23 protein-coding genes are annotated in these 22,441 nt (G+C 62.1%); 18 read left to right on the top strand and 5 right to left on the bottom strand.

The window, feature by feature from the left end; translation table 11 throughout:
• Positions 1-249: 249 nt before the first annotated feature.
• Both ACSBOX_RS21550 and ACSBOX_RS21545 read right to left on the bottom strand, forming a co-directional pair.
• A complete protein-coding gene (locus tag ACSBOX_RS21550; RefSeq protein WP_442546119.1) occupies positions 250-1,647 on the bottom strand; it encodes a flavin monoamine oxidase family protein in 1,398 nt (465 codons plus the stop codon).
• Between the two features lie 346 nt (positions 1,648-1,993).
• Positions 1,994-2,641, bottom strand: coding sequence for a GntR family transcriptional regulator (locus ACSBOX_RS21545; RefSeq protein WP_442546118.1), 648 nt, complete (start codon positions 2,639-2,641; stop codon positions 1,994-1,996).
• Between the two features lie 250 nt (positions 2,642-2,891).
• Here ACSBOX_RS21545 and ACSBOX_RS21540 point away from each other — a divergent pair, with 250 nt between their 5' ends.
• The 10 genes from ACSBOX_RS21540 to ACSBOX_RS21495 all read left to right on the top strand — a co-directional run bounded on the left by ACSBOX_RS21540 (position 2,892) and on the right by ACSBOX_RS21495 (position 11,804).
• Complete coding sequence (locus ACSBOX_RS21540; RefSeq protein ID WP_442546117.1) at positions 2,892-3,860, top strand: ABC transporter substrate-binding protein; 969 nt, start codon at positions 2,892-2,894, stop codon at positions 3,858-3,860.
• Positions 3,861-4,787 carry an amino acid ABC transporter permease gene (locus ACSBOX_RS21535; protein ID WP_442546116.1) on the top strand — a complete coding sequence of 309 codons (927 nt, stop codon included), beginning with the start codon at positions 3,861-3,863 and terminating at the stop codon, positions 4,785-4,787.
• Complete coding sequence (locus tag ACSBOX_RS21530; protein ID WP_442546115.1) at positions 4,784-5,551, top strand: amino acid ABC transporter ATP-binding protein; 768 nt, start codon at positions 4,784-4,786, stop codon at positions 5,549-5,551. Before ACSBOX_RS21535 ends, ACSBOX_RS21530 begins: the two co-directional genes overlap by 4 nt.
• A gap of 58 nt (positions 5,552-5,609) precedes the next feature.
• Positions 5,610-6,866, top strand: a complete 1,257-nt coding sequence (locus tag ACSBOX_RS21525; RefSeq protein ID WP_442546114.1) for an NAD(P)/FAD-dependent oxidoreductase — start codon at positions 5,610-5,612, stop codon at positions 6,864-6,866.
• Positions 6,863-7,237: a RidA family protein gene (locus ACSBOX_RS21520; RefSeq protein ID WP_442546113.1), complete on the top strand. Its 375-nt coding sequence runs from the start codon at positions 6,863-6,865 to the stop codon at positions 7,235-7,237. The genes ACSBOX_RS21525 and ACSBOX_RS21520 overlap by 4 nt, the downstream gene beginning before the upstream one ends.
• A 141-nt stretch (positions 7,238-7,378) precedes the next feature.
• Positions 7,379-7,957 carry a TetR/AcrR family transcriptional regulator C-terminal domain-containing protein gene (locus ACSBOX_RS21515; protein WP_442546112.1) on the top strand — a complete coding sequence of 193 codons (579 nt, stop codon included), beginning with the start codon at positions 7,379-7,381 and terminating at the stop codon, positions 7,955-7,957.
• Complete coding sequence (locus tag ACSBOX_RS21510) at positions 7,914-8,177, top strand: hypothetical protein (protein WP_442546111.1); 264 nt, start codon at positions 7,914-7,916, stop codon at positions 8,175-8,177. The genes ACSBOX_RS21515 and ACSBOX_RS21510 overlap by 44 nt, the downstream gene beginning before the upstream one ends.
• A 708-nt stretch (positions 8,178-8,885) precedes the next feature.
• Positions 8,886-9,497 (top strand): recombinase family protein, encoded by a 612-nt coding sequence (locus tag ACSBOX_RS21505; protein ID WP_442546110.1) that lies wholly within the window; start codon positions 8,886-8,888, stop codon positions 9,495-9,497.
• Positions 9,498-10,143: 646 nt separating this feature from the next.
• Positions 10,144-11,118, top strand: a complete 975-nt coding sequence (locus ACSBOX_RS21500) for a ParA family protein (RefSeq protein ID WP_442546109.1) — start codon at positions 10,144-10,146, stop codon at positions 11,116-11,118.
• A 23-nt stretch (positions 11,119-11,141) separates the two neighbouring features.
• A complete protein-coding gene (locus ACSBOX_RS21495) occupies positions 11,142-11,804 on the top strand; it encodes a hypothetical protein (RefSeq protein ID WP_442546108.1) in 663 nt (220 codons plus the stop codon).
• 45 nt (positions 11,805-11,849) lie between these two features.
• On the opposite strand, the gene ACSBOX_RS21490 is transcribed toward ACSBOX_RS21495, so the two are convergent.
• The gene (locus ACSBOX_RS21490; protein ID WP_442546107.1) at positions 11,850-12,944 is read right to left on the bottom strand and encodes a hypothetical protein; all 1,095 of its coding nucleotides are present in this window, start codon (positions 12,942-12,944) and stop codon (positions 11,850-11,852) included.
• Between the two features lie 120 nt (positions 12,945-13,064).
• On the opposite strand from ACSBOX_RS21490, the gene ACSBOX_RS21485 reads away from it, so the two are divergent.
• Complete coding sequence (locus ACSBOX_RS21485) at positions 13,065-13,373, top strand: hypothetical protein (RefSeq protein ID WP_442546106.1); 309 nt, start codon at positions 13,065-13,067, stop codon at positions 13,371-13,373.
• A gap of 15 nt (positions 13,374-13,388) precedes the next feature.
• On the opposite strand, the gene ACSBOX_RS21480 is transcribed toward ACSBOX_RS21485, so the two are convergent.
• Positions 13,389-15,242 carry a hypothetical protein gene (locus tag ACSBOX_RS21480; RefSeq protein WP_442546105.1) on the bottom strand — a complete coding sequence of 618 codons (1,854 nt, stop codon included), beginning with the start codon at positions 15,240-15,242 and terminating at the stop codon, positions 13,389-13,391.
• 455 nt (positions 15,243-15,697) lie between these two features.
• Positions 15,698-16,021, bottom strand: coding sequence for an ArsR/SmtB family transcription factor (locus tag ACSBOX_RS21475; RefSeq protein WP_442546104.1), 324 nt, complete (start codon positions 16,019-16,021; stop codon positions 15,698-15,700).
• A 242-nt stretch (positions 16,022-16,263) separates the two neighbouring features.
• Here ACSBOX_RS21475 and ACSBOX_RS21470 point away from each other — a divergent pair, with 242 nt between their 5' ends.
• From ACSBOX_RS21470 to ACSBOX_RS21440, 7 genes are read left to right on the top strand one after another with little or no spacing between them, the layout of a single operon-like run.
• On the top strand, positions 16,264-16,728 hold the full coding sequence (locus tag ACSBOX_RS21470; RefSeq protein ID WP_442546103.1) for a hypothetical protein: 465 nt from the start codon (positions 16,264-16,266) through the stop codon (positions 16,726-16,728).
• Complete coding sequence (locus ACSBOX_RS21465; protein ID WP_442546102.1) at positions 16,725-17,804, top strand: transglycosylase SLT domain-containing protein; 1,080 nt, start codon at positions 16,725-16,727, stop codon at positions 17,802-17,804. Before ACSBOX_RS21470 ends, ACSBOX_RS21465 begins: the two co-directional genes overlap by 4 nt.
• A complete protein-coding gene (locus ACSBOX_RS21460; protein WP_442546101.1) occupies positions 17,794-18,336 on the top strand; it encodes a hypothetical protein in 543 nt (180 codons plus the stop codon). Before ACSBOX_RS21465 ends, ACSBOX_RS21460 begins: the two co-directional genes overlap by 11 nt.
• The gene (locus ACSBOX_RS21455) at positions 18,336-19,916 is read left to right on the top strand and encodes a hypothetical protein (RefSeq protein WP_442546176.1); all 1,581 of its coding nucleotides are present in this window, start codon (positions 18,336-18,338) and stop codon (positions 19,914-19,916) included. Before ACSBOX_RS21460 ends, ACSBOX_RS21455 begins: the two co-directional genes overlap by 1 nt.
• Positions 19,913-21,421 carry a MinD/ParA family ATP-binding protein gene (locus tag ACSBOX_RS21450; protein WP_442546175.1) on the top strand — a complete coding sequence of 503 codons (1,509 nt, stop codon included), beginning with the start codon at positions 19,913-19,915 and terminating at the stop codon, positions 21,419-21,421. Before ACSBOX_RS21455 ends, ACSBOX_RS21450 begins: the two co-directional genes overlap by 4 nt.
• Positions 21,421-22,056, top strand: coding sequence for a DUF6668 family protein (locus ACSBOX_RS21445; RefSeq protein WP_442546174.1), 636 nt, complete (start codon positions 21,421-21,423; stop codon positions 22,054-22,056). The genes ACSBOX_RS21450 and ACSBOX_RS21445 overlap by 1 nt, the downstream gene beginning before the upstream one ends.
• Entirely contained in the window at positions 22,053-22,349 is a 297-nt protein-coding gene (locus ACSBOX_RS21440) for a hypothetical protein (protein ID WP_442546173.1), read from the top strand. Before ACSBOX_RS21445 ends, ACSBOX_RS21440 begins: the two co-directional genes overlap by 4 nt.
• Positions 22,350-22,441: the final 92 nt, after the last annotated feature.

Here is a 22,441-nt window from a genome sequence, read left to right as displayed (position 1 = left end):
CTCTGCCTTCGCAAGCGCTCGAGGTCCTTTACGACCTGAAGCACAGCGCGGTCTCGACTGACGTTGCCGGATTCCTGCAGGCGAGGGAGCTGTGGCTTTGTCTGTGAGGCCGCATCGGGGAAAGACTTTCGTGGCGCGGACATCTCCCCCGGCATAACGTGGGCAAAGGGGTCATAGAAGATTCCTTCGTTCATTTCATGCATCTGTGCACGGCGATTCCTGGGTCATTAGTCCACGAGACGGTCGGGCTTACCGGGTGATTGGGTGTGGTTCTATCCGCCGGGCATCCGCGGCGATGATGCGTGCAGCGGTCGCCTGGCCCATCCGGACTGCGCCGTCCACGTGCTGGTAGCCTTCCGCGGCCAGATCGGAGGAGGACCAGTAGATGGGTCCGACGTTGGCGTGCTGGTCCTTGCCGTAGCGGTGTAAACCACCCAGGTCGTAGCTGGCCGCGTAGGCTCCGCGGGTCCATTCTTCGGAACCCCAGTCGGATTCGTAGTAGACCTCGGTGTCCAGGGCCTTCTCGCCCAGGAAGCTTGCGATGGACTCAAGGACCTTCTTCTTGCGGTCCTCTGCGCTGAGTTCGAAGACGGCGTCTGCCTTTTCGTCCGAGATGAAGCCCACCAGGGTCCCGCGGATGTCTCCGTGGTTGGTGTTGTCGTAGACCTCCTGGACCAGGGCGTCGGCGCCGAAGCCCGTGCCGGACAGGCCGTCTTCGCGCCAGAACGGCGTGCTGTAGACGGCGTGGACTTTGATGACCAGGCCCAGGGACTGGTGCTGGTGCATCTGGTGCTGGCGGCGCGGCAGCGGCGGGTTGTAGGAAACGCGGGAGTACAGATTCGGCGGGACAGCCATGATCACGAATCGCGCATTGACGGTTGCGCGCTCGGACTCAACCGTCACGCGGTGGCCTTCACCCGCTGGCTCCCAATTGATGGTGCGGACCGGGCTGTTAATTACGACGTCGTCACCCAGTTCCGCGGCGATCAGCAGGGAGACCTGCTGCATGCCGCCGATGACGCGCTTGTCCAGGATGAAGTCTTCGTCCGTCAGGTTGGAGAAGGAGCCTGCCGAAGCCGCCATCAGCACAGCCTGCAGCGCCGAGAAAGCGTGGGCCGGCTTGGTGAGCATGCCGCCGGCGATGAAGAGGCCGATGTTGTTGCAGGCTTCCTCGTCCGTCGAATTCTGGCGCAGCCAGTGGTGGAAGGAGATGGTGTCCAATTCACGGGCCTTGGGGTGGGCCCAGGGCTCATCCGGGCCGATCTCTGCGGCGAGGCCGTCCAGGATGGCAGTGAGCTTGTCCATCTCGGCTGCGGTGGTTTCGCTGACCGGGAAGGAAGCCCCGGTGTAACGGGTGCGGCCGCCGTCCGGTGCCAAGTACACGGATTCACCGTCGCGGTAACGGGAGTACATTTTCAGCCCCAGTTCATCCAGGAGCCCCATGAGGGCGGTCTGGTCCGGGGACACCCATTGTCCACCGATTTCCAGCATGGCCCCGTCAATGGTGTCGGTCCACGTGCGGCCACCAACGCGATCGCGCGCTTCGAGCACCGCAACGCTGAGTCCGGCCTTCTTCAATTCGCGGGCGGCCGTCAACCCCGACGGACCGGCACCGACAATTACGACGTCGCGATCAAGATTCAACATGATGTCCTCTCCGCGGTCATCCGTTGGTGGCTGACCAATAAATGAATGTCATTCATTAATGGCGACTATAGCTGTTCCGGTAGATTGCCGGAAGGCTACGGAAAATTGTCAGAAGGGTGCGGCTCCACCGCCGCAGGGGGGCACCAGAGCCCCTCATAAGTGATGATTTGCCTGTCAAAGGTGACCTCGTAAACGGTCGTTCTTCGCCGATGAGAAGCGCGGAGGTTCATACAGCCGCAACAGGCTTATCACCAACGCACACTCCACTGAGGCTTTTCCCCGAGCATGGCACACAGTTCAATCCGGATTCGGTCTTCGGGGTTCTTAGACCTCCCGGCACTAAGGATTAGCCGAGGATGTGCTTCGTCAGAAGATCCTGCGCGCGGGACAGCTCACCCCGCCCCAGATGGTCAAGAAGCGCGAGATGCTCCCGGGCTGATTCCTCAACCTCCTGCTGGTCGTGCGGGCTGCGGAGGAAGGCCAGCCGCGATCTGTTCCGGAAATCGGCAACCACATCGGTAACAAAGGGATTGCCGGCCCTGGCCACGAGCGCGAGATGGAAGTCCCGGTCAAGTCGGACGAACTCGTACCGGTCATCCTCGTCCGTCAGCCTTAGGATGTCCTCGGCAAGATTCCTAAGATCCTCGTACCCGGAAGCGTTGGTGCGTTCATACACATCCTGCAATAGAGGAACTTCGAGCAAGACACGCGCTCTGGCCAGGAGTTCAAGATCGGCCTCTACGATCTCCGCCACCCGGAAGCCGCGGTTCTTCTCGGCGACTACCAGCCCCTCCCTGCTCAGATCAAGGAGAGCTTCCCTCACTGGTGTTGTTGAGATCTGCAGCTTCTCCGCCAAGGCAACAGCCGAGTACAGCTCAGACGCCTGGAGCTCCCCATTCATCAGGGCCTTGCGCAGTTCCGCTAGGGCATGGTCCCGCAGATTGGGCTTGCGTGCCGCTGGCGCCAGCGCCGGCGCCTCTCGTACTTTCGACATCTCCACCTTCGTCCTTGCTCATCCGACATATCGCGCCGGGATTACAGCACGGTAGTTCAATTATGCGCGCCCCATACCATGCTAGTTCAGTAACGCGTAGCGCGCTACTTGCGTTCCAAAACACACGCACCTGTTGTGCTCATCACTTAACTGTGCCAGCATGTAATGCGTAGCGCGCTACTAGTGGGGGAGGCGCGCCAAAGTATCCATTGCTCTGTTGAGAGCACTGAGCGTGAACGAGGTTCATAGAGTGAAAAATCGACTAAAGATCGTGGCGGTCATCACATTGCCTTTGGCTTTGGCCTTGGCTGGGTGCACGGTCAACGACGCAGCTCCCAATGCCAGCGCGACGGGATCCAATGCTGCCGACGCCGAAGTCAAAGCTGCGGGCATCCCCTCGGACGCCGTTGCATCCCTGACCAAGGACGCCAAGCTTGCGGCTCTGGTGCCCGAAAAGTACGTCAAAGCGGGAATCACCGAAGGCAATGACGGCGAGTTTCTCCCGATGCGCACGCAGTTCCAGGGCGTCCAGAGGGGCGTAGACGCCGACGTGATTCGCGGCATCGGCGCGGTTCTGGGCCTCAAGGTAAATGATTTGCAGGTTGACTTCGATGGTCTGATTCCCGGCCTCAAGTCAAGCCGAATAGACGTGATCGCTTCATCTATGGCTGACTACAAAGAGCGGCAAAAAGAAGTTGACTTTGTTGACTACTTCCAGTCCGCCGTTTCCCTCGTGGTAGCCAAGGGCAACCCGGCCGGCATCTCCACCCTGACCGACCTTTGCGGCAAGAAGGTTGCGACTCTTCGAGGCAGTGGTGCGGCCAATGCAGTAGACGCCGAGTCGAAAAAGTGCACGGACGGCGGCAAACCGGAAATTTCCGTTTCCCTTTTCCCTGACACCGCAGCCACGATGAACCAGCTTCTCACCGGCCGGGCCGACGCTGTAACCAACGACCTCCCTCCGGCCGTTTACGCTGCCAAAACGCTTCAGGACGGAAAAGCTGTCGAGGTAGCCAAGCAACCCCTATACACGGGCTTCTTCTACGGCTTGGGTTTCCGCAAGGAAGACGCAGCACTCCGCGACGCCGTTAAGGCCGCTCTCCAGCACCTCATCGACACCGGGTGGTACGCAAACCTCCTGAAGTCCTACGGCCTGGAGTCCGGCGCTCTCAAGACCGCAACGACCAACGGCGGCGGCGACCGACCGTTCTCTTCATAGATGGTTGAGCAACAAGTGGAACAGGTTCACGTAGAGCAGACGTACACGGTACGCAATCCAGTGCTGTGGAAGCGCTGGGTTGCGGCGGCAGCCGTGTTGGCGGTTCTCGTCGGGCTGGTTGCGGTCTTTGCGAACGCTCGAATTCAGTGGGCACAGATTCCGGCGTACCTGTTCGATCGCCGGATCCTTGTAGGGCTGCTTTTCACCATTGCATACACCGTGCTGTCGATGGCAATCGGCGTGGGAGGCGGCGTCGTCCTGGCAGTAATGAGGCTCGCCGGAAACCCCGTGCTAAGAGCCGTCGCCGCCGGGTACATCTGGTTTTTCCGCGGAACTCCTGTCATCGTTCAGCTTCTGCTGTGGTTCAACATCGCCCTCGTCATCCCGGCGATCACCGTAGGTATCCCCTTCACTGACTATGTCTCGACAATCAACGCCAATGACCTGGTCACGCCCTTCAGCGCCGCGCTGCTCGGCCTGGGGCTTCACGAGGCCGCCTACATGGCCGAAATCGTTCGTGCGGGAATTATTTCCGTGGACAAGGGCCAGACCGAGGCTGCCAAGGCGATCGGAATGACGCCGCGTCAGAGCATGACAAAGGTGATCCTCCCCCAGGCGATGCGGATCATCATCCCTCCCACGGGAAACCAGTTCATTGGGATGCTCAAGACAACTTCTCTTGTTGTTGTCATCGCCGGCGCGGAAATGATGACAGTCGCTCAGAACATTTACTCACGGAACTTCCTCACCTTTGAACTGCTCATCACTGTAACCGTCTGGTACCTAGTGCTGACATCAATCTCGGAGTGGGTGCTCAGCTGGCTTGAACGGCGGTTCAGCAACAGCAGTCCGTCGGGCCGCAAGAGGAAGTTGAAGGATCGTCAGGAGATCCGCAAGCTCACATTGGAATCGGAGACCCAGGCGTGACACAAGCACCAGTCGTAGAAATCAGTCGCGTCGCGAAGAGTTTCCGACACCTGGAGGTGCTCAAGAGCATCGACCTCACTGTCGGCAAAGGCGAGGCCACTTGCATCATTGGCCCCTCAGGGTCCGGCAAATCGACCCTTCTCCGCTGCATTAACCAGCTCGAGACCTATGATCAGGGTTCGATCCGTGTCAACGGCGAGCTCATAGGATTCGTCGAACACGGCTCTGAACGTATCAGGTTGACCGAACCACAGGCTGCCCACCAACGCCGCGATATTGGAATGGTCTTCCAGCAGTTCAACCTCTTCCGGAACATGTCGGTGATCGACAACGTCATGGCCGGGCCGGTCGTTGTGGGCGGCAAGACCAAAGCTGAGGCAAGAGCACGGGCCGAAGTACTCCTGGACAGGGTCGGTCTCGGGCACAAACAGGACAATTACCCGGCGTCCCTCTCCGGCGGTCAGCAGCAAAGGGTGGCGATCGCCCGCGCCCTCGCCATGGATCCGGCAGTGATGCTCTTCGATGAGCCTACATCGGCGCTCGACCCCGAACTGGTCGGCGAAGTCCTCGATGTCATCCGCGAACTCGCAAACGACGGAATGACAATGCTCGTGGTAACCCACGAGATGAGCTTCGCCCGCGACCTTGCAGACACCGTGGTGTTCATGGACGCAGGAGTTGTCGTCGAGAGCGGGCCACCCAGCCAGGTACTCGCTAACCCCCAGCACGCCAGGACGAAAGCATTTCTCCGCAACGTGAGCTGACCGGAACGTGCGGAGTCGCCCAGCCGCGCACCCGTACCCGAATATTCAAAGGACTACCTTGTCAAAACAGATCATCATTGTCGGAGCTGGGGTCATCGGCCTGTTTTCAGCTCTATACGCATCCACCGAGGGACACTCTGTCACGCTCCTCGAGAAAGGCCAGGTCGGAGGAGGCTCCGCACGCGGAAACGCGGGCGAGATCTGCCCGACACTGAGCGATCCGCTGCCAGGTCCCGGAATGGTCAAAACCGGGCTGATGAACGCCTTCCATGCGGACGCGGCACTTCGCATCGCTTTCCCCCCGAGCATTCCACTGGCAACCTGGCTTGCACGCTTCGCTCTGAACTGCACGACAGCCAAGTTCGACAAAGGAATGCATCTCCTCAACCACCTTTCCACCCGCAGCCTGGACCTTTACGGCGAGCTGGGCAGCCATCAGGTCAAGACCAGTTTCTCCGAGCAAGGAAATCTTCGGTGTTTCGCAGACCCTGCGGCCGCGAAACGCGAGTTCGACTCACTGAGGGGCCTCGCGGCTCTCAATCTTCCTGTACCCGAGAAACTGATTGACGGCGACACCCTCCGGGCCATGGCCCCGGTCGTATCCTCCAAGATCACATCAGGATTCCACCTGCCCGGTCAGTGGTTCGTCAACCCCTCCACCCTGGTCGATGACCTGCACAACCGGCTCCTCGAACTCGGCGTGAACATCGTCGAAGGAACGACAGTCACCTCGATCCACGAAACGACGGACAAATCAGTCGTCTTGACCACGAAAGGTGAGTACTCAGGGGATGCGGTCATCGCCGCCGCCGGTGCGTGGAGCGACCAGCTCTTCGGCAACAGGTTTGGACTGCCCGTTGTCGTGCCCGGCAAGGGCTACAGCTTCTCGGTTAAAACAGAGAACATGCCCCAACACGTGATCAACCTGCCCCAGGCCAACGCCGTCGCGACGCCTTTGGGCGACCGCCTCCGCCTGGCAGGCACGATGGAATTCGACGGCAACCACGAACAATTCCACCCCAACCGCATTCAACGCATCGTCAACGCCGTGAAGCCCTACCTCAACGACATCGACTGGGACGCCCGCTTCGACGAATGGGTCGGACCCCGGCCAATGACCGTCGACGGTCTGCCCCGTATCGGAAAGGTGGGCAACAGCCGCGGCGTCTACGTGGCAACGGGCCACAACATGCTGGGCCTTACCCTTGCGCCGGCGTCCGCCGAACTGATCGTCAATGCGATCGATGGTCGTGAACAACCGCAATGGGCGGCAGCGTTCCGCCCATCTGGTTTCACATTGAAGAAGGCGGCATGACAGTTACCCGCATTCCTCCAGAGCGAAACGGATTGTCCTCTGACGCGGTTGTTGCAGCCAACACAACATACGTCACCGTGATTCCAACGAACGAGACAGATACCATCGTCGGCTCCGATATCCGGACTCAAACGACTCAGTGCCTGAGGAATCTGCAGTCGGCGCTGAAGCAAGCCGGGTCAGACCTAGAGTCGCTTGCGCACCTGACCATCTACCTCACCGATATTGCGCGTGATCGCGAAGGCTTCAATGAGGTGTACCGCGAGGTGTTTGCTGGGCTTCCCGTACCTGTTCGATGCGCGGTCGGGGTTGCGGCCCTTGCCCGTCCGGAGTTCCTGGTGGAACTCACGGCCGTCGCCGAACGTCAGTAGCGAACCGCTCTGAGCAACGGCAATCATCTGACGCGAGAGGACCGGCCGCGAGGCAGACCCCCGCGGCCGGTCCTCTCGCGGGACAAGATCACGGCAGCAGCTCTCGCGGTCATCGGCCGGGACGGCTACGACGCCCTGACGATGAGGGCGCTTGCCCGCGAGCTGAGGACTGCGGTCTCGGCACTTTACAACCACGTCTCGTCGAAGGACGAGGTGCTCAATTGGGTGCAAGACGACGTCAACGACGCGATCGACACGTCGTCCTTCGGGAGCGAGCCCTGGGATATCGCACTCACGCGGTGGGCCCGTTCTTACCGGGAGACGTTCGCGAAGCACTCCCCTCTCATCCCTGTAATTGCGGTTCTCCCCATCGCCGGGGCACCTCACACCCTGACCATGTACGAACGCGTGGCTGAAGGCCTCCGCACAGGCGGGTGGCCAGAGGACATGGTCGTGGACACCATCGTGGCGGTCGAGTCCTTCATTCTCGGATCCGCGATGGACGCCTCCGCGCCGGAGTGGATTTTCGACGTGGGAGACCGGTGCGACCTCGCACCTGCATTCACCGACGCGGTCGCGGCCCGACGCGGGTCCGGCCGCCCGGCCTCCGACCGCGCCTTCGTTCTGGGGCTGAACGCTCTCATCACGGGCCTGCAAAATACACTCAAGGAGATCGATGAGTTTCCAAATTCAGCCGGACTGGCTTCCTTTGGTCGGTGAAGTCGTGGAGGTGCGGCTGCACGACACGGTCGTCCGCCAGGGCACCGTCGATGCAGTCACCAGCGACAATTCGATTCTGTGGATCGCCGCCGATGGAGCACATACCCGCACAATGATGGAACGATCCGAGGGCTACACAATGGGGATCATCGACAAACAGCCCCTCGCCTCCGCCACCCAGAACCACGATGACGGCGAGGCGCCAATTTCCGCGGAATAACGGGCGTCTGTGGCCAGATTCCCGCAGCTATGCCTCGAAACCTTCTGGTTGAAATGGTGTATTCACCGTCAGGTACCAGACATCGGAGCATCCACCCCGTGGTCGAACTCGATGATCGCACGTCCCAATCGGCAGCCCGACTCTCGACGCCGGCAAAAGTCAGCTAACAGTGTCCGGGTCCTCCCTTTTTAAGGCCCCAGTGGCTATGCGCTCCACCGTCCTCTTATAGGCCTCAGCGACGAAGTCCTCGACGTCGCCCGCATCCACCAAACACCCCTGCCGCCGATCTGGATACCTCTCAGATCCCCTGAACTTATGCAACGCACGGACCCGCACGCTCGCTGACGTTCATTTCTTCAGCCACCTGCTCCATAGTCAGGAAGCGGCGTGACTGCATGCTTCCGCCATAATCATCATCGTATGTTGGCTGGACCGGCGGGGTCTTCAAAGCACTCCGGGCCATCGCGGCAGCGAGGCGTCTCTACGGCCTCGCGAGGTACAGATGCCGGGGTGAAGAATCCGTGCGCGGTCTCCAGGAACGTTCGCCGAGCTTCAAATTCTTCTCGACCTTCTGTCACAAACTGACAATCAGTGCACCTTTGCGTGACCTAGAATAAACAACGGGTTAAGTGACAAATTTCAATGCCAACACGATTTGAAATCACACTGTCATTTAAACGAACGTATAAATGACAGAGGAGAATTGCCATGCTCGTCGGCTACATGCGCGTCTCCAAGGCCGACGGATCCCAAACAACCGACCTGCAGCTCGACGCACTCCTGGCATCCGGCATCGGCGCGGACTCACTCTACGAAGACAAGGCATCCGGCAAGAAAGACGACCGGCCCGAGCTGGTCTCCTGCCTCAAGGCCCTACGCCACGGGGACACCCTGGTCGTCTGGAAACTCGACCGGCTCGGCCGGGACCTGCGCCACCTGGTCAACATCGTCCACGACCTGACCGAACGCGGCATCGGACTCAAGGTTCTCACCGGGCAAGGCGCAGCCATCGACACAACCACCGCATCCGGGAAACTCGTCTTCGGAATATTCGCCGCCCTCGCCGAATTCGAACGCGAACTCATCTCCGAACGCACCAAAGCGGGACTCGCCTCTGCGCGCGCCCGCGGCCGCAACGGCGGCCGCCCCTACAAAATGACCCCGGCCAAACTCCGCCTCGCCATGGCGTCCATGGGCAAGCCCGGAACCAAAGTCAGCGACCTCTGCACCGAACTCGACATCACCCGCCAGACCCTCTATAGGCACGTCTCACCTACCGGGGAACTGCGACCCGACGGTGACAAGCTCCTTTCACGGTAGCGGCCGGTGAAATCGAAGTGGGGTCGCAACGGATTCCGGCGGATAACCTTCTGGTGTCCACCGGCCGCGTGCTTGCGGACCGCGGTTTCATTCGACGGCCCGGCCGGTCGACCTCACTCACCGACCTAGAGAGCTGTATGTGGTTTCAGGATGCTCCCCAAACCGAATCCGCCCCGTCCAGCCTGTGGGGCTGGTCATGGGCGACCACTCCCCTCTTCTCCGTGCGTGAGACTGCGAAGACTAACCCCCAGTTGTAGGGCTTCTGTCGCCGAGCACCGAGTTCTCCACCCTCCTTTCAGGCCCCGACCGTTCACGGCACGCGGCCTGACTTACTACTCCCCTACTGCACGATCTACTGCATTGTTACCTGTATTTCTACTGCAAAGCAGGTGCGCAGTTACTTCATATCTGTTGCTTGGTAGCTTCTGAGTCCAAATGCTGCTGCAAGTGCAGATTTAGTTTCGCTTTGTCTGTTTCTATGAAACACCGAATAACTGATAAGCCGCTGCGCATTTAATTCAAAGCTACTTGCGTTCTACTGCATTCCTAATGCGTTACTAGTGCATAGTAGGTATGCAGATGCTGTAGTGCGACACCACAGTGAATGTACGGCTGTTCTGCACTGGCTGCATTTAGGATGTGCACTATGGATACGGCAACCACCTCCCGCACGTTGTCGCCCGCCGTTCAACTGGCGTCGCGACGCACCATCTGCATCTCCAATGGCAAGGGCGGCGTCGGCAAGACGACCGTGACGACCAATCTGGCTGCTCTTCTCGCTGAAGCCGGCTACAAGGTGCTCGTCGTCGATCTGGACTCCCAGGGCGACACCTCTACCAACCTGGGCATAATCAACGATGACCGATACGACCGCGGTGAAGCACTGGACATTGCGGTCCGGTACGACAAGGTCCCAGTGCCCATCAAGGATGTAAGGCTAGGCCTGGATGTCCTTGCCGGCGGCAATCACACAGCACAGCTCATGGACACTTTCCAGGGAGACGCATCCCGTCAGGGCAAGATGCGCGGGGGAGTGGCCCGAACCTTGGCCAAGATTGCCCCGAATTACGACGTCGTCCTGATAGACACCCCTCCTTCTGAAGCTGGTTGGACTGCCATCGAGGAAGCGATGTTGGCTTCTCGTTGGATTTTGGCTCCGGTGAAGCCTGAGCCGAAGTCAATCCGTGGTCTTCAGTCTCTTGCACGTCGCATCGTTAGTGTTCAGGATGACAATCCAGCCGTTTCGCTGCTCGGTGTCATCCTCTTCGGCATTCCCACTAACGCCACGAACGTGGACAAACAGGCCCGGACTTTGTTGCAGGAGTCCCTGGACGGTATCGCACCGGTTTTCGAGGGCAGCATCCGCGACGTTGTTGCAGCTGACGCAGATGCCAGTTTCCGCGGTCTCGCGGCGCATGAGCTGGCCGCCAGGGCAGCGACTCAGTCACCGTTCTGGGAGCGGTTGCGCAACAAGGGCAAGAGCACCTCTGATGAACCTCGCATTGCACAATCGGCGGGCAATCTGGCCGAGGATTACATGCGGCTGACAGAGCAGATCGTCAATGAGCTCCAGTCTCAGGAGGAAGCACTTGACGAGAATCTCGAGGTGGCCACCAAGTGAGTATGCCTTCAAGTCCCGGAAAGATGGATCTCAGCGCACTCAGCGGTCTGAAGAAGCGTGTTCTTCAACCGGTGCCTTCAGTTGTTGTTCCGGCCGAGCAGATTTCTGACAAAGCGCCTGAGCCTGCAACTGAAACACCTGGGATTTCGCCTGCGTTCGAGGCTTCCTGGGAGGTTCCGGACACGTCTGCCGGGGAGCCAGGCACGGTTGGGAAACACGAAGCGGATACAACGGCAGATGCTTCACCGGTACGGTCCGAGGACCAGGCGTCGGCTAATGTGATCAGCCCAGCGAAGATTGAACCCGCTGCCGAGGAACACTCAGGGCACGTCACTCTCTACCTTCCCAAGGACCTGAATCGGTGGCTAGGGGAGCATCATGACATCACAGAGATCTCGTATCCGGGAATTGTCTTGAACGCGATCAGCTGGGCTGCCGCTGAGAATCGGTTCGGGCAGATATTCACCCCGAATGACAGTCCGATTCCCGCCAATGACATCTTCGGGCGGGCACCGGCCATGCCCAAGCTTGCACGTGGTTCAGTAGAGCCGGAGACCCGACCCCTGCGCTTCCGTAAAGATCACATGCGGGTGATCATCAGTCTCGCCCGCACTTGGACGGCAGATAACAGGAATGCTTTCTTCGTCGGAGTCCTCACTGCTTATCGAGCCCATCAAGAGGGGTGATGGTTGTCAGGCAGCACCACACCGACCCCCTGCATTGCGCAGGGGCTATCGTGTGCGGCTCCGGGTGGCCTGATCTGGCTTGATGTCCGGCCTGTTGTCGGCCGAGTCGGCACGCCGGTTCTTTGGGGCGGGTGTGAGGGCGTTGAGGATCTTGTCGAGGTCCTTGATGGCTTTCTGCTGGCCGTCGCTGCTGGGGGAGGCTTTGACCTGGCGTTGTAGCTGCTCGACGTGCGCCTGACCACCTGCGCCGACGGCGCGGGCGAGGGCGTTGGAGAAGCTGGGCCGTTGTTGTGCCGCGGCGCGTCGGACGGCGGCCAGCTCCTCGCTTTGCTGGCCTTGGTGGGTTAGGCTAGACCCTGAAACAACGAGGCGTTGGCTTTCTGAGCTCGCGCTAAGGGCCCCCGGATTCTGCTGCGGCATATGGGGGCTGTTTCTTTTTAACGACACATCCGCCCCGTGTACGTGCAGCTGCACGGCGACATCGCGGATCTGGCTGAACCATTTGCTGTCTCCGACGGCAAGTTCTCGCCGGTAGCTCCATCCGGCGACGTCGGGAGCCCAGAGGAGCGGTTCCCGACCTGGTCCTGAGTGTTGGATCTGGACGTTCTCATTGATGATTCCGGCGCTGCGGAGCCGGTGGATAGTGTCCTTGTCGGTCTTGTTGGCACCGGGGATGACCCGGTCCCTGGAATCCATGACCATGAGCCTGACTGCATTCTCGCCGTGACCGCGGGTGAGTTCCGTAGCCAGGGTAGTGAGGCATTCGGCCCTGGCGTAGCTCATCAGGTTGTCGTCGCCAATTTTGATCTCGGTCTGGACGGTGATGACGGTGAACATGTCGGATGCGGCGAGGTAATCGAGCATTTCCCGGATGTATTGTTGGCCAACGGGGTCGCGGTTGAATTCGGTGGTGTGCCAGAACAGGGACCCGGGAATGTCAGTGAAGGCGGATCTGATCGTGGCGGCCTGCTCACGGTCGACGACGACGGCCGCGATGGTGTAGAACGGCCGTTCGTTGAAGTCGCGGCCGCGGTTGCCCGGTGCGCGGTAAGACTCGTCCAGGAAGGCCACCGGGCCGCTCGACCCGGCGTAGATTTCCCGGAGTCGATTGTCTCGAAGGCCAAATCCGTCCATAGTCATGGACGAAACTCTAGTTTGCGCCGCTGACAGCACTCGACTCTCCAGGATGTGGTGAATGCGGCGGGGAAGACCGATCCGGTGAAAGTTGTTCCATTTGTAACTATTTGTTCCAATAGGTGGATGAAACCTACCTCCATCTCGCCCCTGGATGAGCTTGTCGCCGTCCTAATAGCCACTGATCCACTCAAACGGGATATCGTGCGCGCCTTGGAGAACATCAGCCGTGTCGAGACAGGGTCAGCCGGCTCGACAAACCAGTCGATTGAGGATCTGCTCTGGCACTTCGCAATGATCCGTTCAGCCAGCGATGATGTCGTAAGGATGCTCGCCGTTCACTTGGCCAAAGAGCGCGGCATGCCGTCGCGGAGAGTCGCAAAAGCCGCCCGGGTTACCCACACGACTGTAGATCGTTGGGCAAAGTCCCGCTGAACCGCCCGTCGCCTCTTAAGCCACGTCCATCAGGTGCCGGTAGTACCGTTCCGGGGCCTCGTCCGGGGGCGGCATCCAGTATTCGTCTCTCTCGGCGTCGAACAGATCGGCTTCGTTGATCTGTTCCTGGCCGTTGTGGCGGTCGAGATAAGCGTGCCATTCGCCGCGTTGTTTCCTGTGGAGGGCAATTTGCGCTGCGACATCGTCAGTGGCTCCCAACCGGATTGCGAGCTCGGTCAGGTTTACCACTGAGGTGATCTTCCATGGCCGGCCATCACGGTGGATCATGCCCAAGGACGCCATATCGCCCAGAGCCTTGCTGACCGCGGTTTCTTTGATGCCCGTGGCCCGGATAATCTCAGCCGTCGTGGGGGATGTCCTGGCGCGCTCAATGTGTTCGTAGACGAGAGCTGCGGGATCTCCCAGGACACGGAAGACCGGGCGCAGGCCATAGATCTTCCCTTTTCGCCAAGTCAGCTCCCGGGCGAGCTGCTGGTAGTTCTCGGGCAGCTGTACCAGGTAGGTATCGGCGGCGCGTCCGCGGGCCTCGAAGACTTTGCTGAGGATCCCGTCGGAGAGTGCTGCTAGACGGGGGAGGAGTCGGGCTACCGTGGCGTGGTGTTTGCCCAGGGCCGTAGCTAGAGTCCTGCAGCCAACGTCGAGCAGATCGGTTTCCATGGTGCGCAGGTATCCGAGCAGCGCGCGGAAGAGTATCCGAAGGCTGTGGCTTTCACGACCGAGGCTTTTAAGTCTGTGGTCAAGGACAGCGTAGAGAACATTTTCGAGATCGTTCACGAGAGAGTGGACAGCTGCTCTGCTCAGAGGTTGGAGTGCCCCCCCTGTGGTTACAGTCTGGCTTGTGTCGTTAATAAGCGGATCTTTCAAACGCCGCTTCGTGGTGCCTGGATTTTTGAGGTTTTCCGCGTAGGTGACGGCCTTGGCCCATTCGGTTTCGAGGAGCCGATCCCGCTTTGCGTCGGTGCCGTAGAGGGCGGCAAGGCCGGCGAGCTGGCCAGGAAGCTCCATCCGGATCTGTTGGAGAGTCCAGGAACAGGCTGCAAGGTGGTTTAGGACCGCCAGCCGCGCCTCTGAAGGGCTTTTGTAGCGTGCCGTGTCGTAGAGACCCGTGCGTGCAGTTCTCCGGAGCGGCAATTCGCTGCCGGGCAGACTGGTTGGGAACACAGCCGGCATGGTGCCCACTGTGGCCCTGCGGGCCTTCAGCTCTCGGTTCCGGCGCACTTCAGGGGCCAATCGCGAGCGTAGGTGGTCGATCGCTGCCGTGCCATTGGGCCGGCGCATGATGTCATATGCCTCGGACAGGGGGGTGACGAGAGTTTGGTGGCCTCCACGCTTGTGCTTGCTTCCGGGAACGCGGATACAGCCATCGGTGACGTTCTGGTGAGGACCGGGGTCAAGGCTCGGCGCCAGGAAGCCGAGAGCTTCCACGAGCTCTCGCGCAGCCGCGCCGTCCATCCGCTCGGCCAAGGGGATGTAAAGGTGCCGGCCGCCGCTCGGGGAGAAGTCTTCCACCCATCGCAACCCGCATTCAGTGAGAAGCCGGCCAAGGCTGTCCGCGTCCTGGTCCACAACGTGTTTGAGGGCCTTGGAGGTGTCCAGGTCAAGGCAGAGAGTGGAAACAAAACCGTCGACGCCGTGAACCAAGACTGCGGCCGGCCGAGAGGGCAACGCCGCCGTGATCTTCGGTGTAGTTGCTGGTCGAGGGTACTGAAACCGCTCGCCGATCCAGCGGCCAAGACGGTACGTCGGCTGTCCGGCGATCAAAGGGGCAAGGATCCAAGCCTCTTCAGGCGTGACTTGTGAACCGACACGGACAACAGATGTTGACGCCGGCACCGCTACAGGTACCATTGAGGACAGGTCCTCCTTCCAGAGGGTACGAAAAACTCCACCCACGTAAGTGGGTGCTAATAAAAAGTTCAGATCTTCGTCCGCCAAGATTTCGGATCTGAACGTCAAACTTGCTGAAGGCCCGCCTAGTGCGGGCCCTTCTTTTTAACTGGCTCGGTCGATAAGGGCCCCCTGGCCGTGATTATCGAGTTTGCTAGGAAGACCGTTGTCACGGTCGATAAGCGCACCAAGGTAGTCGCTTACGGACAAACCATGGCGACTTGCCGCCTCATGTGCCCGAGCGTGCTGAGCCGGGAAAACACGCCCACGCAGAGCAACACGATTGCCATCCAGCTTCGGGGTTGCATAAGGGACCTGGGAACTCATACTCCACATACTTGCTTAATGTCAGAGGCGGAACCGGTACCGGTTGACGGCGTGTCGCTTATCTCTTCCCCGACGCCTTACCGATGCTGCTACTTGCCGTCGAGATACCTGTCGTAATCGGCAAGCGCCCGGTCTTTCGCTTCGCGGTCCAGGCGGTACATAACACGCTGGCCCTGGCGTTGCTCGCCAGCGTCGGAGGTGACTATGCCCTGAACTTCCAGGTCCTGGAGGTGCCGGAAAACCGTTTGGTAGTTGGCTCCGAGATCGCGCGCGACCTGACCTGACGTGGAACCTGCTGCATTCTGGGACAAATACCTGATGATTGCGGACCGCACTTCGTTTGCTCCGAACACCTTCATCGCTGCCTCCGCCCGCTGGTTGGTGGGGGTGGGAGGTTTCGCGTATCGGGGCACCTGCTCATTTTGCCGTATCTGCTCACAAACGCCATATTACACTACCATTTAATGTTAGGGTGGTGAATAGGCTCACCGCCCAAGGTCAAGGAAAGTCGTAGATCTTCGTCTCAAAGACGTCATTTGACAAGACCGTACCGATTGACCTGTTTTACGCTTTGCCGGGCGTCAATACGGAGAGTTTTGTCGGTTGCTGGTGATAGGGGTTGGAACCGGCCGGAGCAGGGGGAGTGATGGCGAGCATGGTGCCGTTTGGAGTGAAGTGGCCGGCGACGGCTGCGTTGAAGGATCGTTCTGCACGTGAGCGTGCAGCGTTCGCCGAGTGGATCGATGGCCTTGACGTCCCGGAGGACCAGCGGAAGGTGCTGGCTGTCCTGTTGGAGATGGTCCATGACGTTGAGCTTGTGGACGCACGCTGTGCCGGCGTGACCTCCGCGGCGGAAGTCTCCCGGCGGGCCGGCACCCTGAGCGATGTTGAAACGGTTCTCGGCGGGTTGGTAGCGGCAGGGCATCTAACGCTTCATCCGGCGGCCGCGGTGTTCTCGGATCCCCGGCCCGGGCTGGTGTTCCGGATCCGTCACCCCGATGTGGTGCTGACGCGTGAATCGGCGGGCACGCTCTGGGGCATGGATGCCTGGACCGCGAAGACGGCCATGGCTGTGGGCCTCTCCGAATACGCCCTGCCTTTGGGGAGGTGGCGCAGATGAAAGTTGTTGGCGGCGTGATCGGCGGTCTGCTGGCTCTGATGCTGTTCGTCGTAATGATGATGAGCGGCGGTCCTGGCCAGCAGGCCGCAACGGCCGCATGCCTGCCTGGTGGCAGTACCCAGGGTGTGCCGAATGGCTGGGGTTCGGCGGTGGATGCGGCAGCGAAGACTGCCGGGCTGCCGGCGTCGGTTCTCGCGGCCCAACTGGAGGCGGAGTCCGGGTGGAACCCGAAGGCCACCTCGCCTGTGGGTGCTGCCGGCTTGGCGCAGTTCATGCCGGGGACCTGGGCAACCTGGGGCAACGGGGCGGACGTCTTGGACCCTGTGGCCGCGATTGCCGCTCAGGGGCGTTTCATGGGCGATCTCTACCGCCGGGCACAGACGATGGCGGCGGGAACGAACCTTGACCCCACACGCCTGACCTTGGCCGGCTACAACGCCGGCTGGGGCGCGGTGGAGACCTGGCACGGCATCCCCCCGTACGCGGAGACCCAGAACTACGTCACCAAGATCCTCGACAGCGCGAAGAAGTACGCCGGTGCCGCATCGGCGGTCCCGGCGTCCACGTGCTCCCAGGCCGGCGCGGCAGGGGACGGCGATGACCTGCCCTGGAAGTCCGCTGTCATCATGACGCCCAGCCCGTTGGGCATGTACAACCGCGAATGCGTTGATTTCTCGCTCTTCCGGGTCAACCAGGAGCTGGGCTGGACCGCCGGGCAGCCGTGGAAGGTCACGAACAGTTCGTTCCGCGGTGACGGGGTGCTTTTGGGTAGTGCCAACACTCCGGGCGGTCAGAACTGGCTGACCGGGTGGCAGGTCAAGGGCTGGCCCACCGGGCATGAGCCCAAGGCCGGCGCGGTCGTGTACTACGCCCCGGGCGTCGGAGGCTCCGATGCCTCTTACGGCCACGTGGCCATGGTGAAGTCCGTGAACCCGGACGGTACCTATGTCGAAGAGGGCTACAACGGAAACCCTGCCCCGAACGACCACACCTATTACACCCGGCCCGTCAAGAACACCACTCCGAGCGCGTTCCTGTACGTGCCTACACAGAAGGATTTCGGACTTGCTTCCTAGCCCAGCCAAAGCCGCAGCGGCCATCAGTGCCGCCGTGCTTGTCGTTGTCCTCGCCGCCGGCTGCGCGGGATCTCCAACCTCACAGACCTCCCCGGTGCCCACGATCACCGGCCCGTCCGATTCCCTGCCCCCGACGTGGGGGAGTGGACCACAGGCCCCGGAAGATCCGAACGCACCCAAGCCGGCCGCGGTGGCATGGTCGCCGGACTCCCGGGCGGCCGCAGCGGGCGTTGCAGTGAAGTTCATGGCCGCGTACGCACGCCCGGGGACTGCCCAGCCGGGCTGGGCAGAAGCTTTGGCCCCGTTCGCGTCGCTGGATCTCTTGGCCAAGTTCCGCCAGGTCGATACGAAGTACCTGGCGACGGCACAGCCGGCTGCCACGGGAACGCTGCAGGCGGATGACTCCGATCCGTACAACGCCACCGTGACGGTGGGGACCTCCGAGGGGGCGTGGCAGCTGGGCGTGCACCGGCAGCCGGACGGGTCCTGGCGCGTGGCCTCCATCCAGCCGCCGGTAAGGCAGGGCCACTGATGAACAGCGTGGCTGTTCCGGCCTGGCCGATCATCACCCTCCGGTGGGAGGGCGAAGTCCTCATAGTCAGCGACTCCGACGCTTCCCTGGACATGCGCCGGGTCCTGCCCATTCCGGGTGAGGACCCGTTCGAGACCGCGCGCCGCGCCGCGGTGAAGGCCTGCAAGTCGCTGCACATGGACAGGGCACGTGTGGAAGGCGTCGACGGGGACCAGGTGCTGTCCCTGATCGTGGATGCCCGTCAGGACACCTTGACGTCGGCTCATGCCCCGTCGGGTCCTGCAACGGCCTCAAGCCGCGCACACACCGCCTTGGACGGTGCGCGGTCGCGGGCCGAGCGCAGCCGGTTCGCCCGGGTCTTGGTGCCCGTGGTCGGTGCGCTCGTGGAGCTGCGCGCCTGGGCCTCGAAATGGATGGCGTGGGCAAGAACCCGTCAGGGCAAGCGCGCCCTGACGGCCGTCCTTGTCGTGGCCTGCGTGGTCGTGACGGCCGGCGTCGTCCTCGCGCAGCGTGCGGGATGGTTCGCCACGAGCACGCAGAGCGTGCAGGCGGCAGCCCCGGCGCCCGCCGGCCAGTTGCCCGTCTACGCGCCGGCCGGGTGGCAGACCTTCGCCTCCTGGACGGTTCCGGCGTCGCGGACGAACGTGGCCCCGGTCCTGTCCCCGGACGGGAACCAGGTCATCACCGTCAACAGCGGCCACCTCGACGCCCTCGATGCCCGGACCGGCGCCCGTGTCTGGTCCACCGCCTTGGAAGGGTCGGTATCGGCGCTGCGCGTCATTGCCGTGGACGGGGAACAGAAGATCGTGATTTCCGATGGCAGCAAGGTGCGGGTGTTCGGCCTGGACGGCACCCCGGGTTCGGTGTTCGAGGCCGGGGACGCCACCGCCCGACCCGTCACGGACACCGGCCGTGAGGTGTTCTTCGCCCTTCCCGATCAGCGGGCCATGGTCCTGACCCGCGGGAGCATGTCCCTGCGCCGCATTCCTGCGGGGGCCGTCGTCGTCGGTGTGGACCGCGGCACTCTGCTTGCGGTGGAGATCTCCACCGCAAGGCTGTGGCGCATCACCGATGACGGGGTGGCTTTCCCGGCCCCGATGACCATCCCCGCACCGAAGGACACGACGAAGCTCACCGCCGTCTACGCGGCAGGGAACGGCTCGCTCGTGACCGTATGGGCGGGTCCCGTGAAGTCAGACAAGGCCGTGGTCGCGGTTCTGCCGGTCTTTCCCCAGCTGGCGGCCCCCACGGTTCTCAAGACGGTTCCGGCTTCCTCCGCGGCCACGTCCACACCCGTGGTGGACCGGTACTCGGGCACCGTCCTGGTGGGCAATGTCTTCATTGACGCCGTCAAGAACACCGCATCCGAGGTTCCGGGGACCTCGGGCAAACTCGGTGCCGGCTTCTGGTGGGGATCCAAGGATCAGCAGCCCGTGAGGGTGAGCACAACCGGTGACCTGGTCCAGTCGCCAGCCGATGCTCCTGTGCCTTTGTTTGCACTCCCTGACCGCCGTGTCCTGGTCGAAGCCGGGACAGACCAAAGCATCTACGCACTTGCACCTGAAGGAGAGAAAAAATGACACAGCCAAAGATCACTGCGTTCCTGGACTCCACCGGCCAGACGAACGTCACCGACCCCGACGGCAAGTCCCACGAAAGGGCTTTCGCGGATCTTCCCTCCGCCCGGCGTGCCGTGCGGGAAGCCGCGGCGAAGCACGCGGCCGAGTACGGGGTCCCGGTCGAGTTGGAGATCACCGATCCCTCGGGCCTGCATGCCCTCCTCGTCCACGCGGACGGAGACACCGAGCTGATCGGCGGAGACCTGCCTGTCCCGGCCCGTGACGCGGCTGCCGGCTCCCGATTCCAGCCGACCCCTGCGAAAGCTCCTGCTGCCGTACCTGCCCATATTGCAGAGCCGGTCAAACCCGCGCAGGATCCCACCGTGGAGGAATCCCCGGTGGTCGAGGAATCCGCTGCTGTGGTTTTGGAAAAGCCTCTGACAAGCACGCCGGCCCCAAAGGTGCCTTCCGACGAGCATGCCCGCCCCGCGCGCGGCAGCGATCTCCCGTCCCGGGATCTGTCTCACCTGGAGGAGCCCGCCCAAGTGGCGGCCCCTGCCGGTGCTGAATCACCGGCACCGGCGTTGCCATCCCGGAAATCGTTGCGTGACGCGGACGCGCAGTCCTTTGTGCGGGCCGACGTCGTCGTGGAGCCCGCCGTGCAGGGATGGCGGGGGATCCTGAACAACTTGGTACCGAGCCTTTCCCTGGCTCCGGGAGAGGCTGAGCGGCTGGAACGCGAGTGGGTGCGCCTGGTCGCCCGGCACTATGCGCTGACCCGCACGATAGCCGTCATTAACCAGAAGGGAGGACCGGGCAAGACCATGACGACTACCTGCCTCGCGGCCGTCTTCGGCCGTTCCGGCGGGTCCGTGCTGGCCTGGGACAACAACGAAACCTCCGGCTCGTTGGGTGACCGCACGGAAAGGGGCGATCACGGCGCCAGCGCTCTGGACGTCCTGACCCGCGCAGCGCACCTGCTCTCGGATGCGTCGCGCGCGGCCGACATCAACGCCTTCGTCCACCGGCAGATCACTGACCGGTACGACGTGCTGCGGTCGGACTCGGACCTGCTGGGCACCCACGAAGTGACCGCCGATGAGGTGGACACGCTGCACGCGGTCGCATCGAAGTTCTTCAACGTTCTGCTGATGGATTCGGGCAACAACCACCGTGCGGGCAATTGGAACCGGATGATCGATCACGCGGACCAGCTCGTGGTCCCGGTGACGATCAACGATGACGACGTCCACAAGGGACTGCTGACCCTGAAAGGTCTGGCGCTGCGCGGGGACCGGACTGCAGAGCTTGCCAGCCAGGCCGTCGTGATCGTCTCCCAGAAGGCCCCCGGGCAGCACAAAGATGCGGAGAACACCGCGGCCCAGTTCGCGGAGTATGTGCGGGAAACGGTCATCATCCCGTATGACCCGGCCCTGGTCTCCGGCGTCATCCGTTTCGGCGCCCTTCAGCCCGCAACACGGTTGGCATGGCTGAAAGCCGCAGCCGCCGTCGCGAAGGGCCTGTGATGTCGCAGGATCTCGAACAGACCACCTCCTGGGGGTCCCGTTTTCTTCCTCCACCGGAGCCAGTGGAGGAAGAGACGGACGTGCGGGAGCATGACCCCATCGTGGGAGACCGGGAATTCCTGCCCGGCGTGCAGGACTCCTCCGCGGCCCTGGCTGATCAGCTGCGCATCCCGGAAACGACACCGGAACCGGCCCCGGTGAAGATCAGCCAGAGCACGCTGTGGCTGGTCGCGGCCTGCGGCGGTGCCGGTGTCAGCACTCTGGCCGCCCTGCTCGGGGAGGACGCCCTGGACGCCACCGCGCACCCTCCGGTGTGGTCTGGGCAGGCCGTCGTCGTCGCCCCGACCCACCCGGCCGGGCTCGCCGGGGCCGAGCGCCTAGCCCTGGCCAAAGCCCGGGGCGAGCTGATTTACGACGTCGTCGGCATCGTCTGGGTCCAGGACCGTCCCAAGATCTCCGACGCCACCAGCCGGGAGTGCCGGCGCATCGGCTCGATGTTCCCCAAGCTCTGGTCCATGCCGTATGAAGCGGCGTGGCGGGAACCCGGTGCCGAGCCGGTCCCGCACCGGCACAACACCAAAAACCTCATCCGAACGCTCAGCAAGTTCACGTTCCGCAAGGAGAACAAATCATGATCACCACCCTCACCCTCACCGCCACGAAGTTCTACGTGGGCATGGACGGGAACCCCATCGATTCCAAGCCGGCCATGCCGCCGGGCATGGGGTCCCTGGCCACGCTCATGAGCTGGGTTCTCTGGATCGCCGGGACCGCCCTGTTCGCGTTGTTCGTCGTGGGCATCGTCAAGGCCGCCCGGGCGCGCAGCCAGCAAGGCCAGGTAGACGCCGAGGCGCCCATGTGGCCGCTGATCTGGGCTGTCGTGCTCGGTGCCGCGGGCACGATCTGGCGCGTCATCGTCCCGGCCTAGGAGGAACAGTGAAGCCTCGTCAGGCAGTCGGGTGCATCTGGCTGATCGTCGTGATTTCCATGGCGCTGTTCGTCGGCCGGTTCACCTTCCTG

This window comes from Arthrobacter sp. KN11-1C (genome assembly GCF_052180225.1).
In the GTDB taxonomy this organism is placed as follows: domain Bacteria; phylum Actinomycetota; class Actinomycetes; order Actinomycetales; family Micrococcaceae; genus Arthrobacter.
This window is presented reverse-complemented; position numbering and strand designations above follow the sequence as displayed.

Excerpts from the sequence above, each read along its gene's own strand:
- ACSBOX_RS21550 (WP_442546119.1), bottom strand. The coding sequence starts at position 1,647 with ATGTTGAATCTTGATCGCGACGTCGTAATTGTCGGTGCCGGTCCGTCG.
- ACSBOX_RS21545 (WP_442546118.1), bottom strand. The coding sequence starts at position 2,641 with ATGTCGAAAGTACGAGAGGCGCCGGCGCTGGCGCCAGCGGCACGCAAG.
- ACSBOX_RS21535 (WP_442546116.1), top strand. The coding sequence starts at position 3,861 with ATGGTTGAGCAACAAGTGGAACAGGTTCACGTAGAGCAGACGTACACG.
- ACSBOX_RS21520 (WP_442546113.1), top strand. The coding sequence starts at position 6,863 with ATGACAGTTACCCGCATTCCTCCAGAGCGAAACGGATTGTCCTCTGAC.
- ACSBOX_RS21515 (WP_442546112.1), top strand. The coding sequence starts at position 7,379 with ATGAGGGCGCTTGCCCGCGAGCTGAGGACTGCGGTCTCGGCACTTTAC.
- ACSBOX_RS21510 (WP_442546111.1), top strand. The coding sequence starts at position 7,914 with ATGAGTTTCCAAATTCAGCCGGACTGGCTTCCTTTGGTCGGTGAAGTC.
- ACSBOX_RS21505 (WP_442546110.1), top strand. The coding sequence starts at position 8,886 with ATGCTCGTCGGCTACATGCGCGTCTCCAAGGCCGACGGATCCCAAACA.
- ACSBOX_RS21500 (WP_442546109.1), top strand. The coding sequence starts at position 10,144 with ATGGATACGGCAACCACCTCCCGCACGTTGTCGCCCGCCGTTCAACTG.
- ACSBOX_RS21495 (WP_442546108.1), top strand. The coding sequence starts at position 11,142 with ATGGATCTCAGCGCACTCAGCGGTCTGAAGAAGCGTGTTCTTCAACCG.
- ACSBOX_RS21490 (WP_442546107.1), bottom strand. The coding sequence starts at position 12,944 with ATGACTATGGACGGATTTGGCCTTCGAGACAATCGACTCCGGGAAATC.
- ACSBOX_RS21485 (WP_442546106.1), top strand. The coding sequence starts at position 13,065 with ATGAAACCTACCTCCATCTCGCCCCTGGATGAGCTTGTCGCCGTCCTA.
- ACSBOX_RS21480 (WP_442546105.1), bottom strand. The coding sequence starts at position 15,242 with ATGGTACCTGTAGCGGTGCCGGCGTCAACATCTGTTGTCCGTGTCGGT.
- ACSBOX_RS21470 (WP_442546103.1), top strand. The coding sequence starts at position 16,264 with ATGGTGCCGTTTGGAGTGAAGTGGCCGGCGACGGCTGCGTTGAAGGAT.
- ACSBOX_RS21465 (WP_442546102.1), top strand. The coding sequence starts at position 16,725 with ATGAAAGTTGTTGGCGGCGTGATCGGCGGTCTGCTGGCTCTGATGCTG.
- ACSBOX_RS21455 (WP_442546176.1), top strand. The coding sequence starts at position 18,336 with ATGAACAGCGTGGCTGTTCCGGCCTGGCCGATCATCACCCTCCGGTGG.
- ACSBOX_RS21450 (WP_442546175.1), top strand. The coding sequence starts at position 19,913 with ATGACACAGCCAAAGATCACTGCGTTCCTGGACTCCACCGGCCAGACG.
- ACSBOX_RS21445 (WP_442546174.1), top strand. The coding sequence starts at position 21,421 with ATGTCGCAGGATCTCGAACAGACCACCTCCTGGGGGTCCCGTTTTCTT.
- ACSBOX_RS21440 (WP_442546173.1), top strand. The coding sequence starts at position 22,053 with ATGATCACCACCCTCACCCTCACCGCCACGAAGTTCTACGTGGGCATG.